Source organism: Streptomyces sp. OfavH-34-F (assembly GCF_022347745.1).
Taxonomy (GTDB): domain Bacteria; phylum Actinomycetota; class Actinomycetes; order Streptomycetales; family Streptomycetaceae; genus Streptomyces.
Genome location: NZ_JAKRGC010000045.1, coordinates 1 through 17,132 on the forward strand (window position 1 = coordinate 1; position 17,132 = coordinate 17,132).

The 17,132-nt window shown below is 71.7% G+C and carries 13 protein-coding genes; 3 read left to right on the plus strand and 10 right to left on the minus strand.

The genetic code is table 11. From position 1 onward, the window contains the following. From MHW47_RS10275 to MHW47_RS10290, 4 genes are all read right to left on the minus strand, one after another. The coding region (locus MHW47_RS10275; protein WP_239222363.1) for a sigma-70 family RNA polymerase sigma factor at positions 1-802 on the minus strand (802 nt) is incomplete at its 3' end. Positions 803-1,017: 215 nt separating this feature from the next. Next, positions 1,018-3,144 carry a glycoside hydrolase family 6 protein gene (locus tag MHW47_RS10280; protein ID WP_275449055.1) on the minus strand — a complete coding sequence of 709 codons (2,127 nt, stop codon included), beginning with the start codon at positions 3,142-3,144 and terminating at the stop codon, positions 1,018-1,020. Between the two features lie 157 nt (positions 3,145-3,301). Next, entirely contained in the window at positions 3,302-6,064 is a 2,763-nt protein-coding gene (locus tag MHW47_RS10285) for a glycoside hydrolase family 48 protein (RefSeq protein WP_239222384.1), read from the minus strand. Between the two features lie 220 nt (positions 6,065-6,284). Continuing rightward, complete coding sequence (locus tag MHW47_RS10290; RefSeq protein WP_239222364.1) at positions 6,285-7,832, minus strand: endo-1,4-beta-xylanase; 1,548 nt, start codon at positions 7,830-7,832, stop codon at positions 6,285-6,287. A 795-nt stretch (positions 7,833-8,627) separates the two neighbouring features. Here MHW47_RS10290 and MHW47_RS10295 point away from each other — a divergent pair. After that, positions 8,628-9,101 carry an HIT family protein gene (locus MHW47_RS10295; protein WP_239222365.1) on the plus strand — a complete coding sequence of 158 codons (474 nt, stop codon included), beginning with the start codon at positions 8,628-8,630 and terminating at the stop codon, positions 9,099-9,101. 25 nt (positions 9,102-9,126) lie between these two features. On the opposite strand, the gene MHW47_RS10300 is transcribed toward MHW47_RS10295, so the two are convergent. The 5 genes from MHW47_RS10300 to MHW47_RS10320 form a co-directional block, all read right to left on the minus strand. Beyond that, positions 9,127-9,285 carry a hypothetical protein gene (locus MHW47_RS10300; protein WP_018522815.1) on the minus strand — a complete coding sequence of 53 codons (159 nt, stop codon included), beginning with the start codon at positions 9,283-9,285 and terminating at the stop codon, positions 9,127-9,129. A gap of 66 nt (positions 9,286-9,351) precedes the next feature. Then, positions 9,352-10,302, minus strand: a complete 951-nt coding sequence (locus MHW47_RS10305; RefSeq protein ID WP_239222366.1) for a cytochrome c oxidase assembly protein — start codon at positions 10,300-10,302, stop codon at positions 9,352-9,354. A gap of 120 nt (positions 10,303-10,422) precedes the next feature. Next, positions 10,423-11,448 (minus strand): 6-phosphofructokinase, encoded by a 1,026-nt coding sequence (locus MHW47_RS10310; protein ID WP_239222367.1) that lies wholly within the window; start codon positions 11,446-11,448, stop codon positions 10,423-10,425. A 169-nt stretch (positions 11,449-11,617) separates the two neighbouring features. Then, positions 11,618-12,346: a type 1 glutamine amidotransferase gene (locus MHW47_RS10315; protein WP_239222368.1), complete on the minus strand. Its 729-nt coding sequence runs from the start codon at positions 12,344-12,346 to the stop codon at positions 11,618-11,620. A 34-nt stretch (positions 12,347-12,380) separates the two neighbouring features. Further along, a complete protein-coding gene (locus MHW47_RS10320) occupies positions 12,381-13,619 on the minus strand; it encodes a MurT ligase domain-containing protein (protein WP_239222369.1) in 1,239 nt (412 codons plus the stop codon). A gap of 325 nt (positions 13,620-13,944) precedes the next feature. Here MHW47_RS10320 and MHW47_RS10325 point away from each other — a divergent pair, with 325 nt between their 5' ends. Further along, a complete protein-coding gene (locus MHW47_RS10325) occupies positions 13,945-15,117 on the plus strand; it encodes an alanine--tRNA ligase-related protein (protein ID WP_239222370.1) in 1,173 nt (390 codons plus the stop codon). Positions 15,118-15,162: 45 nt separating this feature from the next. On the opposite strand, the gene MHW47_RS10330 is transcribed toward MHW47_RS10325, so the two are convergent. Continuing rightward, positions 15,163-16,362: a right-handed parallel beta-helix repeat-containing protein gene (locus MHW47_RS10330; protein ID WP_239222371.1), complete on the minus strand. Its 1,200-nt coding sequence runs from the start codon at positions 16,360-16,362 to the stop codon at positions 15,163-15,165. A 194-nt stretch (positions 16,363-16,556) separates the two neighbouring features. On the opposite strand from MHW47_RS10330, the gene def reads away from it, so the two are divergent. After that, on the plus strand, positions 16,557-17,111 hold the full coding sequence (gene def, locus MHW47_RS10335) for a peptide deformylase (RefSeq protein ID WP_239222372.1): 555 nt from the start codon (positions 16,557-16,559) through the stop codon (positions 17,109-17,111). Positions 17,112-17,132: the final 21 nt, after the last annotated feature.

The window sequence follows — 17,132 nt, forward strand, 5'->3', positions numbered from 1 at the left end:
CGGTCTGCGCCGGGCGCTCCGGCCCACCGGCGAGGGCCGCCCCCGCGAGGGGCACCAGCGCCAGGCCCACCAGCAGCCCCTCGGCCGGCACCAGCCCCGTACCGAACCCCGAGCAGACGGTGCAGCCGCGCGCGTGCCGGGCGATGCGCTTGCGCCACAGCGGGGAGGGCGCCCCGTCCCACCCGGCCAGCAGGTCGTCGAGCAGCACGCACCGGGGCCGCGCGGCCAGCGCGCCCACCACCACCCGTGCCGTGTCCAGCCGCGCCTTCATCCGCTGCACCCGGACCGCCGTGTGTTCGGGGGAGAGGTCCAGCGCGGCGGCCACCTCGGCCCGGCTCAGCTCGCCCGCGGCCTCCAGCCACCACAGCGACAGCAGCTCCCGGTCGTCCTCGTCCACCCAGCGGGTCGCCTCCGCGACCTGCCGGCGCTGCCCGGACAGGCCGAGCCGCAGAATGGTCACGTCCACGAAGTCGGCGGCGGGGTCCACCCGGTCCGGGCCGTCCGCCAGGGGCTCCACGGGGAGCGCGGCGGTCTGCCGGTTCCGCCGGTGCCCGCGTATCTCGTTCATCGCGATCGCCACCAGCCAGGAGCGGAAGCTCGCCGGATCGCGCAGGCCGGGCAGCCCTCGCAGCATCCGCAGGACCGTCTCCTGGACGACGTCGTCCACGTCCGCGTGGCCGTTCAGCGCACGGCCGACGACGTTGTAGAGCAGCGGCAGACAGGACGCGACGAGCTGGTCCCTGGCGCCGGGGCTCCCGGCCCGCGCCGCCTTGATCAACGCCCGTTCGCGGTCCTGGCCCATGCCGTGCTCACTCTTCCGGAGTCCTGTTCTGGCTTCACGCACACCTGGGAGATGCCGCCCGGCCGGTGACCATAACAAAAACCTCTCGCTCATCTGTGCGTGAGGTGGCTCGGTGTGCGGAAACCGGGGTGCGGTATTCCGTGTGCGGAAAGAAGTCCGGCCCCGCCACGGGGGTGGCGGGGCCGGACGGGGTCACCGGATCATCCGGTCACCGCTCAGGGCGCGGTGCCCCAGGAGAGCGCACCGCCCACGTACACGCCGATCTTCGACGAGTCCGCGTAGCTGGTGGCCGTCGAGCGGCTGTAGTCGTCCGCCTCGTTGAAGTTGGACCAGTCGCTCTTGTTGAGACGCAGCTGCATCTCGCCGGTGGAGGCGCCGGCCGCCAGGGTGCCGCTGCCGAAGGAGACCTCCAGGTAGTGGCTGGCCCCGGCCGCGGAGCCGTTCTGCTTGACCGCCAGGTTCAGCTTCCCGCAGCCCAGGACCGCCCAGTCGCAGGAGGTGCCGAAGGTGGCGGAGCCGGACTCCGGGGTGAACCAGTAGCGCAGCTTGACCGTGGACAGGTCCACCGCCGTGCTGCCGGTGTTGACCAGCTGGAGACCCATCCGGATCTGGTTGTCGGTCGCGGAGGAGTCGTTGTTCTTGTACTGGACCTTCAGCGCGCCCGTCCCGGTGCCGCCACCCGCGGAGGTGGTGACGGACAGGGCCGAGGAGGCCGCCGAGACGTTGCCGGCCGCGTCCCGCGCCTTGACCGTGTAGCTGTAGGCGGTCGAGGCCGACAGGCCCGTGTCGGTGTACGAGGTGGTGGTGGTCGAGCCCACCTTGGTGCTGCCCCGGTACACGTCGTAGCCGGTCACCGCGGTGTCGTCGGTGGACGCGGTCCAGGACAGCGAGACGCTGGAGCTGGTCTTCGCCGTGGACGTCAGGCCCGTCGGCGCGGTCGGCGCCTGGGTGTCGTCGTCGCCACCGCCGTTGTTGCCGCCGTCGATGGGCGGGTAGGCGTTGCGCAGCAGCTCCTGGAACTGCGCGGAGAACCAGTGACCGGCGACCGGGGCGTTGGGCAGCGCGCCGGACATGCTGTTGCCGTTGCGCCCGTTGCCCTCATAGGTCGGGTCGCACATGCGGTCCCAGCCCTTGCCCTCGTCGTTCTCCTCGGGCTCGCTGTTGCCGTCCGACTCCCCCGGGGGCTTCGCCCACACGTAGGCGTCGATCCCGGGCTCGGGGGCGGCGGTCGGCCGCTCACCGATGCCGGCACCGCTCTGGTTGCACCAGTTGCCGGCGTGGATGCGCCGGTCGACCCGGCCGCCGTCCACGTAGGCGTCCACGCTGGTCAGCGGGCCTGCGGAGGTGGGCCGGTCGGCGCCGCCCCAGCCGTTGCGGGCGGTGTCGATCAGCATGCCGATGTTGGAGTTGAAGCCCTGCCCGACCAGCTGGGTGCGCAGCGCCTGGGCGAACGTCAGCTCGTCGGTGTAGTAGTTCCAGTCGATCCACTTCGACTGGCGCACCGTGGTGCCGTTCACCGAGTCGGTGATCTTGAAGTTCGGCTCCTTGAGAGCCGAGTAGTTGGCCGTGTTCACAATGAAGCCGGCGACGTCGTCGACGGTGGCGCCCTCGGACGTCGCGGCCTTCTTGAACTCCAGGCCGGCCGGGGCCATGTTGCTGTCCCAGCCCAGCCAGCCGTGGTGGGCCGCGTCGATGTAGTTGTAGACGTTGGGAATGGCACCGAGGGTGTGCAGGGCGTAGCCCACACCCTTCTCGTAGTTGCCATTCGCCTTCATCGTCGCGCAGTCCTCGGTCGAACCGGCCGTGCCGCCCGCATTGGTCACGATGTTGGGCAGCGAGTCGGGCTCGATGATGGCGACAATGCGCAAGCTGGAGTAGGCCGGGTCCGCGAGGATCTCGGAGATCGGGTCGATGTATTCGCTCTTGTATCGGCCGAGCTCCGTGGGACCGAGCTCGCCGTGGGAGGCCAGAGCGGCGCAGTCGCGTCCCGGGAGGTCGTAGATGACGACCTGGAACAGGTCGGCGCCCTGGGCGAGGGCCGTGTCCAGGTGTTCGCGGAGCCCCCTCCTGCCCTCGGTGCCGGTGATGGCGGCGATGCGGTCCATCCAGACGAAGGACGGCGTGTCGGCGATGGCGTCACCGCCCGGCTCGGCCGCCGCGAGGGCGGACCAGTCCGGGTTCACATACGGGGTCGCGCCCACGTACGGGTTGTCCACCCGCGCGGCCGCCGCCGCGTCGGCGGTGGTGGGGAGGGCCACCGCCAGAGCGGCGCCCATGGCCATCGCGGAGACTGCGGCGAGCCTCCGGCGTAGCCCCTTCTTGATGGTGCCTCTGGTACTCATTGCGGCTCCGTGCTCCTCTCGTACGCCCGTGGCGGAATCCCGCGGACGGTTTCATGGGGGGTGCTGCCCGATGGCGGGCTCTGCGGGGTCGTTGGTGGGCCCGCCATCGGGAGTGGTGGGGTGACCGGCCGGGGGACCGGTCAGGGGGTGGGTACGGTTACGGCTCGACGCCCCAGGCCAGCGAGCCGGCGACGTAGGCGCCGACCTTCGTGGAGTCGGCGTACGACGTGTTGGTCGCCCGGCTGTAGTCGTTGGCCTCGTTGAAGTTCGACCAGTCGCTCTTGTTGAGGCGCAGCTGGATCTCGCCGGTGGAGGCGCCGGCGGCCAGGGTGCCCGCCCCGCCGGTGAACCCGACCTCCAGGTAGCGGTCGGCGCCCGTCTTCGGACTGGAGACGGCGACCACCGTGTGCGAGACGTTGGACGAGCCGAGCGCGGCGTAGTCGCAGTAGGTGCCGAAGGTGCTCGGGCCGCCGTCGGCGGTGAACCAGTACCGGACCTTCACGGTGGACAGGTCGATCGGCGCGCTGCCGGTGTTCACGACCTGGAGGCCCATCCGGATCTGGTTGTCGGTCGCGGAGGAGTCGTTGTTCTTGTACTGCACCTTGACCGCGCCGGTGCCGGTCGAACCGCCCGGCTTGGTGGTGGCCAGGACCGCGTCCGAGAGCGCCGAGGTGTTGCCGCCCGCGTCCCGCGCCGCCACCGCGTAGGTGTACTCGGTGCCGGCGGCCAGCCCGGTGTCGGTGAACGTGCGCCCGGTGGCGTTGCCCGCGAGCACCCCGTTGCGGTACACGTCGTAGCCGGTCACGCCGACGTTGTCGGTGGACGCCGACCAGGAGAGCGACACGCTGTCCTTGGTGGTCGCGGTCACCGTGAGGCCGCCCGGCGCGGTCGGCGGCTCGGTGTCGCCGCCCGGCTCGCCGCCGCCCTCCACGAGCAGCTCCGCGTAGATCGCGAAGGCCAGCGCGAGCGCCGCCTGGGCCCAGAAGCGGTGGTACGTGAAGACGGGCGCGTCCCCGCCGTCCAGGTACGCCTGCACCTTCGGCCAGTCCGGGTCGTCCTTGTACCAGCTGCGGATGGACAGGAACGTCGAGCCGGGCCGGATCGGGTCGCCGTTGGGCATGGTGCCCGACCAGCCGGACGGGATGTACACCTCGTCGTCGAACCGGTTGTAGTCCAGCCGGGTCTCCGGGACCGAGATGCCCTTGTCCGTGGTGTTCAGCGCCATCGCGTCGAGCAGCGCCTTCGCCAGCGCCGCCGCGTCCTCGTCACCCGACTTGGCGGCGTAGTAGGTGAGCGTCTTGACGTACGCGGCGCCCACGCCGACGTCGTTGGCGTAGTCCACCACCGAGACGTGCAGACCGGCGTTGTCACCGGGCGACGAGGGGTTCCAGGTGTCGGGCTGGCCCGTCCAGTTGAGGGTGGACGGGAAGCGGAAGCTGCCGTCGGCGCCGACGGTCGTCTCGCTCGACGCCCAGGCCACCCACTTCGACAGGACGGCCTCGGCGGTCGCGTTGCCGGTCACGTAGTAGTACGCGGCGACGCGCTCCATGCCCCAGGCCTGGAAGCCGAACCAGTTGTTGCTGGCCGGGTCGTGGTAGACCGGCTGCCAGTCGTACGCCATCCCGTAGAAGGTGGGCGTGCCGGCCGGGGGCGCGCTGTAGCTGCCCTCCCAGCTGTTGGTGCAGCCGCCCGCGAGCGCGCCCTCGCTGGACTGCAGCCAGGTCAGGAACTCCAGCTGCCGGGTCAGGCTCTTGGACCAGTCCGACCGCGCCGTCGCCGACTTGGGCGTGAGCGAGGGGACGTTGGACAGGGCCCAGGCGGCGAGCGGGTTCTGGTAGCCCTGGTGCGAGGCGCTGTCACCGATGCGCCAGGCCCAGCCGCCGCCGCTGCCCGCGGCGGAGCCGCCCCAGGCGTAGTACCAGGACAGCAGGTAGTGCTGGGAGGTGCGGCCCGAGCCGGCCGGGCACGAGTTCGGGTCGGTGCAGTCGCCGATCCGCTTGAAGTACTTGTCGAACATGGCGTAGCGCAGGTAGTCGCCCATCTTGGCGGCCTTCGCCACCGAGGCCGCGACCTGGCTCTCCTTGCCCTGCTCGGAGGCCCAGCGGTACGCCCAGTAGGCAGCCTGCACCGCGCGGGCGTCGGCGTCCGGCGCGTTGGTGTACTTCCACTGCTTGGCGTAGCTGGAGTCCCCGACGAACAGGTCGAGATACCCGTTGGGGCCGCCGTACTTGAAGAGGTCGGTGGTGGGTTGCGGGACGGTCTCCCACACCGACTCCTGCGCGCCGCGCTGGTAGGTGTTGATGAAGGAGGCGCCGGCGCCCGGCCCGGACTGGCCGCCCGTGCCCGGCTTGTTGCCGTAGCCGTAGACGTTGTCGAGGTCCATCAGCCAGTGCATGCCGTAGACGTCCATCGTCCCGTAGGACGAGGCGAGTTCGGCGGAGAGCGGGTCGCTGCCCACCGGGACGTTGCCGTTCATGGCGGAGGGGTAGCCGCTGGGCAGCGGGTGCTCGGCGGCGAAGGTCGCGGGCGCCGAGGGGTTGTACGCGTCGCTGGTCGGCTGGTCGGCGTGCTGCGGGATGATGGTCTTCTCGGCCACCGCCCAGGCCGCGTTGAACGGCGCCCAGTCACCCGTCACCCGTCCGTACGCCGCCTCCAGCCACATCCAGAAGCTGACGGCCTCCGACGTCGTCTGGTGCCCGTGGTCCGGCGCCTCGACCATCAGCGTCTCGACCGAGTGGTACGGGAGACCGTCCGGGCTGAAGTAGCCGTTGGCGGCGTCCTTGATCTTGCCGTACTGGGTGAGGAACGCCTGGGTGTACGGGTCGTCGCCCGCGGCGGAGGCCGCCCGTGTGCCGGTGCCGGCCTGTGCCGAGGCGGGCGTGGCGACCGCGGTGCCCTGTGCCAGGCCGAGGGCCAGCACACTGCCGCCGAGGGCGCTGCTGAACGTTCTACGTGATATCGACACAAATCCTCCAGTGGCGGGGGGCGGGGGGGGGGGGGGGGGGGGGGGGGGGGGGGGGGGGGGGGGGGGGGGGGGGGGGGGGGGGGGGGGGGGGGGGGGGGGGGGGGGGGGGGGGGGGGGGGGGGGGGGGGGGGGGGGGGGGAGCGGGGCCGGGATGGGTGAGCGGGGCCCCGGGGGATCAGGGCTCGATGCCCCAGACCAGGTCGCCGTCCACGTACACGGTGATCTTCGAGGCGTCCGCGTAGGTGGTGCCGGTGCCGTGGCTGTAGTCGTCCGACTCGTCGAAGTTCGACCAGTCCGTCTTGCTCAGGCGCAGCTGCATCTCGCCGGTCGAGGCGCCCGCGGCCAGGCTGCCGCTCGCGAAGCCGACCTCCAGGTAGCGGTCCGCGCCGGCCTTCGGGCTGCTCGCGGCGACCACGCGGTGGGTGATCGTGGAGCAGTTGATCGGCGACCAGTCGCACCAACTGCCGTACGTGGAGGCGCCGTTGTCGCCGGAGAACCAGTAGCGGATGGTGACGGCCGGCAGGCTGACCGAGGCGGTGCCGGTGTTCACGAGTTGGAGACCGGGCTTGATCTGGTTGTCGCCCGCGGCGTTGTCGTTGGCGCGGTACTGGACCTTCAGCGTGCCGGGCGTGGGGCCCCCGCCGTCACCGCCCCCGTCCTCCTCCTCGCCCAGAGCGGTGCGCACGGCGGCGTAGGCGGGCTTCGGCGCCAGGTTGTCGTCGTACAGGTTGGCCGCGCCCTCGCCCGGGAAGGTGCTCGGCACCCAGGAGTACTTGTCGGTGTAGTCCCAGACGGTGATGCCGACGCAGCGCCGGACCGCGAGGCAGGCGTCGACCACCTGCGCGTAGTAGGAGGACTGGGTCGCGAGCTTGGTGGCGTCCGCCGGGAGCTGCATGCGCACGTCGAGTTCGGTGACCGCGACATCGAGCCCGAGGTCGGCGAACCGCTGCATGTTGGCCTGCATCTGGTACGGGAATCCGTACTGGATCGCCAGGTGGGCCTGCATGCCGACGCCGTCGAGCGGCACCCCCTCGTCGAGCAGATCGCTCACGAGGGCGTACAGGGCGTCGCTCTTCGCGCCCTTGCCCTCGACGTTGTAGTCGTTGATGTAGAGCTTGGCGTCCGGGTCGGCGGCGTGTGCCGCGCGCAGGGCCTTGGCGATGTAGTCCTTGCCCATCGCGTTGTAGAACGGGCTGGTGCGGAAGGTCCCGTCCTCGTTGAAGGGCTCGTTCACCACGTCCCAGGCGTTGACCTTGCCGCGGTAGTGGGTGGCCTCCGCGGTGATGTGGTCGGTCATGGCCGCCTCCACCTGCGAGGACGGCAGCGCACCCACCCAGCCGGGCAGCTGGCTGTGCCAGACCAGGGTGTGCCCGCGCACGGTCTGGCCGTGCTGCGCGGCGAAGTCGGTGACGACATCGCCCTTGGTGAAGTCGAACTGCCCCCGGACGGGCTCGACGGTGTCCCACTTCATGGAGTTGCCCGGCGTGATCTGCCCGAACTCGGAGCCGAGCTTCGCCGCGTACGCCGCGTCGGGGAGTTCCGGGTTGTCGGTCGCGGAGCCGAAGTACCTGCCCTGGGCGGTGGCGAGGTCGTGGAGGGTGTCCTCCGGCGCGGCGGACGCGGGGCCGCCCGCCAGGCCGGTGACGGCAAGGGCGAGGGTGCCGGCCAGGAGGACGGGGAGCCCCCCGGTGCGGCGGGGTCTGCAACGCTTCACCAAGCTCATGACAAGTGCCTTCCTCTGCCGTGCGGCGGAGCACTCACGGGGTGCGCGGCTGCGCCCCGTAACACCCGTGCTGCTGAACGGCGTTGGGGGAGAAGGGAGGGGATGGAGTGTGCAAGTCTTGATTGTGGGAGCGCTCCCAAGGTGGCGTGGCGACAGGCACCTGTCAAGGGTTGAAGCGCAACTGCCTTACGGGGGTGTGAACGCGGCCAGACGTCGAACGGACGTGTGGCGCAGCGTTGTTGACGACCCGGTAACGAAGGCCCGGGGCCCCGCGCGGCGGCCGGGGTGAGGGGGTGCGGGGCGCGCCCCGGAGGCGTTCGCGATTGCACGCGGAGGGCCGCCGGGGCGGCTTCGGGTGTGCGTCCAAGTGGTCACCGAGAGCGAGGGAGTGCGCGCCTCCCGCTGCCTCGCGGGTGGAGTGAAGTGGCAGCACATGAGCGGGGTGGGGCTGCGGTGCGCCCGTGAGCCGGTATCCACGGGGAGTGACGGATGGTGCGTACGGGGCGGTGGTCGCGGAGTTCGGTTCGCGCGCCTCCTGCGTGTGCGAACGTGTACGCGTCAAGTCTGGGCAGGCCGGTACGCTCGGCCCCGCACCGGCCGCCGCGCCCCCTTCCGGCGCGCGGCGACGCACGTGCCGGGGGCCCGGCGACCCGGCCGCCGTACACAGCGGTTCACCCCCGCGCAACATCGCGAGCGTCCCCCGCTACGCGGACGGCGGACACCGCGATGGGAGCGCTCCAGTCCTTCCGGCGTCACACCTTGTCGGCGCGCGGGCACGGCGTAGAGTGCCGCCCCATGACCGAGACATGGCGCCGGGACCGGATCGGCAGCGCGCTGCGGGGCGAGAACCCGACGGTACTGAGACGGCTGGACGCCGGGTTCGCCGTGATCGGCGACGTCCAGTTCCTCCCCGGCTACACGGTGCTCCTGGCGGACGACCCCGCCGTGCAGCGGCTCTCGGACCTTCCCCGGGTTAGGCGGACGGCGTTCCTCGCGGACATGGACCGGCTCGGCGAGGCCGTCGAGCGCGCCTGCCGGCGGCTCGACCCCGCGTTCCGGCGGGTGAACCTGGAGATCCTCGGCAACACCGACCCGTTCCTGCACGCGCACGTGTGGCCGCGCTTCGACTGGGAGCCGCCGGACCTGGTGGGCAGGCCCGTATGGCTCTACCCGCGCGAGCGGTGGAGCGACGCGAGCCACGCGCTCGGCCCCCGGCACGACACCCTGCGCACGGCGATCACGGAGGAGCTGGACCGGCTCGCCGACTGACCGACGGGGTGGGCGGGGGTGCCGCTCAGGTCTCCCGTGTGGCTGCCATACCGATCGTGATCAGGCCCAGGAGCACCCAGCCGAACCACAGCCAGCCGTTGCTTCCCAGCGCCACCGTGTAGGCGGTCACCGCCACCAGGGCTCCGGCGGTGAGCATCCCCATCGTCTTCGTCGATCCGGACATGCGCGCACCCTCCTCGTCGGCCGCGCGGCCGTGGATGCCATCGTCACCCGGAAGAGGGGTCCGCCGCTACTGTCCGCGCGCCTGCAAGGACGCGAGATACGCGTTGTACGCCTGCAGCTCCTGGTCCCCGTCGCGCTCCGCCGCCCGGTCCGAGCGCTTCGCCGTCCGCTGTTCCGAGCGGTACCACTGGAACACCAGGGCCACCAGCACCAGCACCGAGGGGATCTCGCTGAACGCCCAGGCGATGCCGCCCGCCGCGCTCTGGTCGGACAGCGCGTCGATGCCGAGCGACGCCGGAGGGGTCTTGTACACCTCGACCATCGGCGAGGACGCCATCATCAGCGCGATGCCGAAGAAGGCGTGGAACGGCATCCCGGCGAACAGCTCCAGCATCCGCATCACATAGCCCGGCCGGTGCGGGCCCGGGTCGATGCCCATGATCGGCCAGAAGAAGAACAGGCCGACCGCCAGGAAGTGGACCATCATCGCCAGATGCCCGGCCGTCGAACCCATCAGGAAGTCGAACAGCGGGGTGAAGTACAGGCCGTACAGGCTCGCGATGAACAGCGGGATCGTGAACGCCGGATGCGTGACGACCTTCATGTACCGGCTGTGCAGCAGCATCAGCAGCAGCTCGCGCGGCCCCTTCCTGCCGCGCGGCGCGACCGGCAGGGCGCGCAGCGCCAGGGTCACCGGAGCGCCCAAGAGCAGCAGGATCGGCGACAGCATGCTGATCACCATGTGCTGCACCATGTGCACGCTGAACATGACCATGCCGTAGTCGTTCAGCCGGGTGCACATCACCAGCGCGATGGTCAGCACCCCGATCACGAACAGCACCGTGCGCCCCACCGGCCACGCGTCGCCGCGCCGGCGCAGCCGCAGCACCGCGTACCCGTACAGGAGCACGGCCAGGACGCAGCCGATCAGGAAGAACGGGTCCGCGGAGAACTGGAGGCCGCGGCCCAGCGTGAACGGCGGCAGATCCATGTTCATGCCGTGCCCGCTGTGATCCATCTGTTCACTCCCGATGGGAACGCCGGGACGTCCCTGTTTCGTGCCGGTTGTCCCGACCAGAGTAGAACCGCCCCCGGCCGCAGCAGCGGCCGGGGGCGGTCTCACGACGGGGTGTCGCGCTCAGAGCACGCACTCCACCTCGGCGTAGCGGTCGGCGGGCACGGTCTTCAGCGTCTCCACCGCGTGCGCCAGCGGCACCAGGGTGATCTCCGTGCCGCGCAGCGCCGTCATCATGCCGAAGTCGCCCCGGTGCGCCGCCTCCACCGCGTGCCAGCCGAACCGGGTCGCCAGGACCCTGTCGTACGCGGTCGGCGTGCCGCCGCGCTGGACGTGTCCCAGGATCACCGGGCGGGCCTCCTTGCCCAGGCGCTGCTCAAGCTCGACGGAGAGCTGCGTCGCCACGCCCGTGAACCGCTCGTGGCCGTAGACGTCCTTGGCGCCCGACTCGAACGCCATGGTGCCCTCGCGCGGCTTCGCGCCCTCTGCGACCACGACTATGGCGAACTTCTTGCCGGCCGAGAAGCGGCGGCCCACCACCTCGGTCAGCTCGTCGATGTCGAAGGGGCGCTCCGGGACGACGATGGCGTGCGCACCGGCCGCCATGCCCGAGTGCAGGGCGATCCAGCCGGTGTGCCGGCCCATCACCTCGACGATCATCACCCGCTGGTGCGACTCGGCGGTGGTCTTCAGCCGGTCCAGCGCCTCGGTGGCGACGCCGACGGCCGTGTCGAACCCGAAGGTGACGTCGGTGGAGGCTATGTCGTTGTCGATGGTCTTCGGCACGCCGACGATCGGCAGCCCCGCCTCGGAGAGCAGGTTCGCCGCCTTCAGGGTGCCCTCGCCGCCGATCGGGATGATCGCGTCGAGGCCCAGGTCGCGCACATGGCCCCGGGCCGTCTCGACGCCGCCGCGCAGATGGGCAGGCTGGACCCGCGAGGAGCCGAGGATCGTGCCGCCGCGGGCGAGGATGCCGCCCACGGCGTCCAGGTCGAGCTTGCGGTAGTCGCACTCCAGGAGGCCCCGCCACCCGTCGTTGAAGCCGATGACCTCGTCGCCGTGGTCGACCACAGCGCGGTGGACGACGGACCGGATGACGGCGTTGAGGCCGGGGCAGTCGCCGCCGGAGGTGAGCACACCAATTCGCATTGCCCGGAAAACCTTTGCAACGTGGGCCGACGACCGGACCACGTCGTCCGGTGGGAGATCCCCGCCACCCTACCGGCGGAGGGTGGGGGGACCGAACCGGGCGTCCGCCTGCTGGACGCCGCTCAACTGAGCCGCTCCCAACTCATCGGAACACGGGTGAATCCGCAGGTCAGGCGGGCTGTGTCGCCGCCGCGACGCGCTCCGCGCGCAGCGCCTCGTACCACCGGTCGTCGGTCGGCGGCAGGGCGTTCACATCGAGGGCCAGCTTGAGCAGCAGGTCCGCGATCATGGGGTTGCGCGCCATCACGGGCCCGTGCATGTACGTGCCGAACACCGTGTCGTTGTACGCGCCCTCGGTGCCGTCGCCCGTGCCGTTGCCCCGGCCCAGCCGCACCCGCGCGAACGGGCGGGCGGTCGGCCCGAGATGCGTGACGCCCTGGTGGTTCTCGAACCCGGTGAGCGGCGGCAGACCGAGCTGCGGATCGATGTCCGCGAGCACGTCGCCGACGCACCGCGCGCCCTCGCCGCGCGTCGAGACCACGTCCAGCAGCCCCAGACCCTGCTCGCGCTCGCCGAGGTCGTTGATGAACTCGTGGCCGAGGATCTGGTAGCCGGCGCAGACCGAGAAGATGATCGCGCCGTTGGACGCGGCCCGGCTGAGCCCGCCGTCGCGGCGCAGCCGCTCCGCCGCGAGCCGCTGCGGCCGGTCCTCGCCGCCGCCGATCAGATAGATGTCGCCCGACGTCGGCACCGGCTGGTCGCTGCGCACGTCGACGCGCGACACGTCCAGGCCGCGCTGGCGGGCCCGGCGCTCCACCACCAGGGCGTTGCCCTGGTCGCCGTAGGTGCTCAGCAGGTCCGGGTAGACCCACACCAGCCGCAGGCTGTTGTTGCTCATGCTTCGTCCTCTCCGGAGGGGCCCGGTGCCGGGATCAGTTGCCGACACGACGGCGCAGATCCTGGAAGGCGGTGTAGTTGGCGATGACCTCGATGCGTCCGGGCGGTGCCTGCTGGACGGCCTCGTCGAGGTTCTCGCAGACCCGGAAGTCGAGTCCGGCCACCTCGAGACGGACCGCGAGGTCGAGCTTGCGGTCGCCGAGCACGAAGATCGGGTGGCCCGCGAGCTGGGTGTAGTCCACGTCCCACAGCCACGAGGTGTCCGTGCCGTCCGCGCCCCGCGCGTTCACGGAGAGGATCACCGGCGTGGGCGGCGGGTCGATCAGCGAGAACGTCTCCAGCCAGCCCGCCGGGTTCTTCGCCAGCAGCAGCCGCAGCTCCCGGCCCAGGAAGTTCACCACGTCGTACCGGCCCGCGACGGCCTGCACCTGGTACATCCGCTCCAGCGCCACCTGGGGCGGCACGCCGAAGACGGCGGCGACGGCCGCCGAGCTGGTGGCGTTGGCCTTGTTGGCCCGGCCCGGCAGCTGGAGGTGGATCGGCCACGCGGAGCCGTGCGGGTCGAGGACGTAGTCGCCGTGCAGGACCCAGCTCGGCGGCGGCCGGCGGAAACCGCACTCGCCGCAGAACCAGTCGTCGCCGGGGCGCTGCATGACCCCGCCGCAGGACGGGCAGGACCAGGCGTCGTCCTTCCACGCCTGGCCGGCCGCGACCCACACCACGTTGGGGGAGGAGGAGGCCGCCCAGACGATCAGCGGGTCGTCGGCGTTGGCGACGATCACGGCCTTGGAGCCGGACAGCCCCTCACGCCACTTCTCGGCCAGCATCCGGGTCTCGGCGGCCCGGTCCAGCTGGTCGCGCGACAGGTTGAGCAGCGCGATCACCTTGGGCGTCGTGTCACGGGCGACCCCGGCCAGGTACTTCTCGTCCACCTCGATCACGCCGTACTGCGCGTCCGAGCCGCCGGCCAGCGCCGACGTGATCCCGGCGGGCATGTTGGCGCCCAGCGCGTTCGACACGACCGGGCCCGCGGCCCGCAGCGCCTCGGCGATCAGCCGGGTGGTGGTCGTCTTGCCGTTCGTCGCCGACACGAGGATCACGTCCAGGTGCTGCGCCAGCCGCCCCAGCAGGTCGGGGTCGAGCTTGAGCGCCACCCGGCCGCCGATCACCGATCCGCTGCCCCGCCCGGCCGCCCGCGACACCGCCGCAGCGGCCTTGCCCGCCGTCACGGCCAGCCTGGCCCGCGGCGACAACGGCTCCGTGTTGCCTGCCATCGTCCTAGATCCTCCTTGCATCGGTCCGCCGCCCAGCCTATCGATGTCCGGCGCGGTGACCGTACGGCGGCACCGTCCGGCAGCGGAAATCACGGTGCGCGGCCGGACCGCAGCGCGTTACCGTCGGCCCATGGACGTCAACGGCATCACCACCACCGCCACCGCGCGAGCGCCCCGCTCGCCGGTTGCCGCCGTCTGACCTTCCCTTCCCCCGGCGACCGGAAACGGTCCGCCGGTGGTGCCGCGGCCTTCCAGCCCGCGGCCGGGTGACCGGGTGGTCCCGTTCTCCGGCGCCTCCCGCGCTCACGCGAAGGAGCCGATCCCCGTGCACACCGACACCGAACACCTGGCCCGTACCTTCCTGGAGTACTTCGAGGAGCGCGGCCACCGCCGCATCACCGGGTCCACGCTGCTGCCGCCGCCCGGCGACCCCGTGCTCTTCACCACCTCCGGCATGCATCCCCTCACCCCGTACCTGGAGGGCCGCCCGCACCCGCTCGGGAGCCGGCTGGCCGGCCGGCAGCGCTGCCTGCGGACCACCGACCTGGACGAGGTCGGCGACGCCACGCATCTGACCGTCTTCGAGATGCTCGGCAGCTGGTCGCTCGGCGACTACGAGGGCCCGCAGAGCCTGGAGTGGGGATACGGGCTGCTCACCGAGGGCCTGGGCGTCGACCCGGGACGGCTGCACGCCACCGTGTACGCCGGGGACGACCGCACCGAACCGGACACCGCCTCGCTGCGGGTGTGGCAGGACCTCGGCGTGCCCGTGGAGGGGACCGTCGAGGACAACTGGTGGTCCAACGGGCCGGTCGGGCCGTGCGGTCCGGACTCGGAGATCTTCCTGTGGAGCGGCGAGGGCCCGCCGCTCTCCACGCCGACGCGGGACGACCGCTGGGTGGAGGTGTGGAACCACGTCACGATGAGCCACCGCAGGCTCGGCGACGGATCGCTGGTGCCCCTGCCGCGGCGCAATGTCGACACCGGGCTCGGCCTGGAACGGCTGGCCTCGCTGCTCCAGGGCAGGCGGTCGGTGTTCGAGTGCGACGTCTTCGACCCGTGGCGCCGGCTCGTACCGCCCCTGTGGCCGCTGGACGAACCCTCGCTGCGGCTGGTCTGCGACCACCTGCGCTCCGCCGTCGTCATTCTCGGCGACGGGGTGCGCCCGGCCGCCACCGGGCGCGGGTACGTACTGCGCCGCCTGCTGCGCAGGGCGCTGACGGTGCTGCGCCGCGACGACCCCTCGCGCACCCTGCGGGACCTGCCGCCGGAGCTGGTCCGGCACACCCTGGACCGCTTCCGGCAGGACACCGGCCCCGGCGAGGTGCTGGGGGTGCTGGCCGAGGAGGAGCGCAGGTTCGTCCGGCTCCTGGACCGCGGGCGGCGGGTACTGGCCCGGCCCCGGTTCCGCGGGCCGCTGACCGAGGAGGACCTGCGCTACCTCCACGACACCCACGGCCTGCCGCGCGATCTGGTCACGAGCCTGCGGGAGGAGTGAGCGCGGCGGTGCCGGGGGCCGCCCGCCCCCGGCACCGCGCCCGGCCTACGGCGTGACCACCGTGCCGCCGAAGGAGACGACCAGCCGGCCGTCCGGGGCGAACGACCAGTCGAGCCCGCCCCCGTACGCGGAGCAGCGGGAGCCGTTCGACCCGGTCCAGAACTGGTTGGACCCGTCCGCGTCGCCGACGGTCTTGTCGTTGGAGCCGTCGCCGTCGCGGCAGGAGGTGTTGTCCCGGAACACCGAGGTGCCCTTGTCGAAGGAGAAGTTGCGCTCCTCGTTGTCGATGCCGACGTTGCCGGAGACCGACATCGAACCGGGGTTGCTGTTGTAGGTGAAGCCGTGGTGCCCGTTGTGGTAGGCGATGTTGCGCCGCACGACGTGGTTCACCTTGATGCCGTCGCCGCCGAGCTTGAAGCCGTTGCGGTCGCCGTCCTTGTTCACGGTCCCGTCCGAGAGGGTGCCGTTGTCGTAGCTGAGGGAGTCCTCGATCGTCACCGGGCCGATGGGTCCGGTCTCCGTCTTGGTGTAGAGGTCCCAGCCGTCGTCGATGTTGTGGTGCGAGACGGTGTAGCGGAAGACGTTGCCGGGGCCCGCCGTGAGCTTGGCGGCGAACCCGTCGGCGTCCTCGCCGTCCGAGTCGGCGTTGTCGTGCGACTCGGAGCTGAGCACCAGGTTGTTTGAGGGCCACGCGTCGTGGGGGGTGCTGGAGGAGATGCGGGAGATCTGCAGCCCCGAGTCGTGGTTGAACCGGGTCACGACGTGCTCGATGACGTTGTGGCTGCCGCCGACGAAGATGCCGTTGTCGCCCGCGTGCTCGACGGTGAGGCCGTCGATGTGCCAGTAGTCGCCGTTGACCGCGAGGCCCCGGTTGGCCGGGTCCTCGGCCATCGCCGAGAAATTGAGCACCGGGCGCTCGCCGGGATAGGCGGCCATGGTGGTGCGGGCGCCCGAGGTGCCGTCGTTGCCCGGCGGCACGGTGACCGTCTGCCCGTAGTGGTACGTGCCGCCGCGCAGGTAGATCGTGCCGCCGGAGCCCACCCGGCCGATCGCCGAAGCCAGCGTGGTGGGGTCCGACTCCGTGCCGGCGGCGTCGGCCGAGCCGTCCGGCGCCACGTACAGGGCGGCGGCCGCCGCTGCGGAGGCGGCGCGGGGGGTGGGGGTGGCCTGCGCGGCGGTGCCGGAGAGGGCGGCGAGCGAACCGGCCAGCAGGCCGGCACAGGCGAGGACGGGTTTGATCTGCATCTGCGACTCCAGTGGGGGGAGTGGGGGAGCGGCTGTGAGGGGCCGGTGAACGGATCGGGCGCCGGGGTGTGCAAGCGCTTTCCATCGACCGTAGAGTCTGGCCATGGACGCGTCAATATTCATGGATATATGTGTTGGTCAAGAATGTGAACGATGGTTGCGTGCATCCGTGCGGCCGCCGGGCAGAACGTACGATGACCGCCATGCGCAACCGCCCGATCCCCGGCAGCTCCGGAATCGTCCGCACCATGAGCCTGCTCGGTGACCCGGTCCTGCACGCGGCCTGCGAACCGGTCACGGAGTTCGGCCCCCCGCTCGCCCGGCTCGTCGAGGACATGTTCGCCACGATGTACGAGGCGCGGGGCGTCGGGCTGGCCGCCAATCAGATCGGGGTGCCCTCGCGGGTGTTCGTCTACGACTGCCCCGACGACGAGGACGTGCGCCACCTCGGCCATGTGGTCAACCCGGTCCTGGTGGCGGCCGACGGGGTCACCGTGCGCGGCCCCGAGGGCTGCCTCTCGCTGCCGGGCCTGGAGGCGGGCACCCCGCGCTTCGACCACGCGGTGGTCGAGGGCGTCACGGTGACGGGCGAGCCGGTCCGGATCGACGGCACCGGCTTCTTCGCCCGCTGCCTCCAGCACGAGTGCGACCACCTCGACGGGCGGGTCTACACCGACCGGCTGACCGGCCTGCGCCGCGCCCGCGTCCTGCGCGCGGCCCGCCGGGCGCCGTGGAGCCGCACGGACTGACCTGTCGCGGCCGGGGCCCGG

Bases quoted from the DNA above. Each gene is read 5' to 3' on its own strand.
- def (WP_239222372.1), top strand. From the start codon at position 16,557: ATGACCGCCATGCGCAACCGCCCGATCCCCGGCAGCTCCGGAATCGTC.
- MHW47_RS10320 (WP_239222369.1), bottom strand. From the start codon at position 13,619: ATGGCAGGCAACACGGAGCCGTTGTCGCCGCGGGCCAGGCTGGCCGTG.
- MHW47_RS10300 (WP_018522815.1), bottom strand. From the start codon at position 9,285: ATGTCCGGATCGACGAAGACGATGGGGATGCTCACCGCCGGAGCCCTG.
- MHW47_RS10290 (WP_239222364.1), bottom strand. From the start codon at position 7,832: ATGAGCTTGGTGAAGCGTTGCAGACCCCGCCGCACCGGGGGGCTCCCC.
- MHW47_RS10330 (WP_239222371.1), bottom strand. From the start codon at position 16,362: ATGCAGATCAAACCCGTCCTCGCCTGTGCCGGCCTGCTGGCCGGTTCG.
- MHW47_RS10280 (WP_275449055.1), bottom strand. From the start codon at position 3,144: ATGAGTACCAGAGGCACCATCAAGAAGGGGCTACGCCGGAGGCTCGCC.
- MHW47_RS10295 (WP_239222365.1), top strand. From the start codon at position 8,628: ATGACCGAGACATGGCGCCGGGACCGGATCGGCAGCGCGCTGCGGGGC.
- MHW47_RS10305 (WP_239222366.1), bottom strand. From the start codon at position 10,302: ATGGATCACAGCGGGCACGGCATGAACATGGATCTGCCGCCGTTCACG.
- MHW47_RS10310 (WP_239222367.1), bottom strand. From the start codon at position 11,448: ATGCGAATTGGTGTGCTCACCTCCGGCGGCGACTGCCCCGGCCTCAAC.
- MHW47_RS10315 (WP_239222368.1), bottom strand. From the start codon at position 12,346: ATGAGCAACAACAGCCTGCGGCTGGTGTGGGTCTACCCGGACCTGCTG.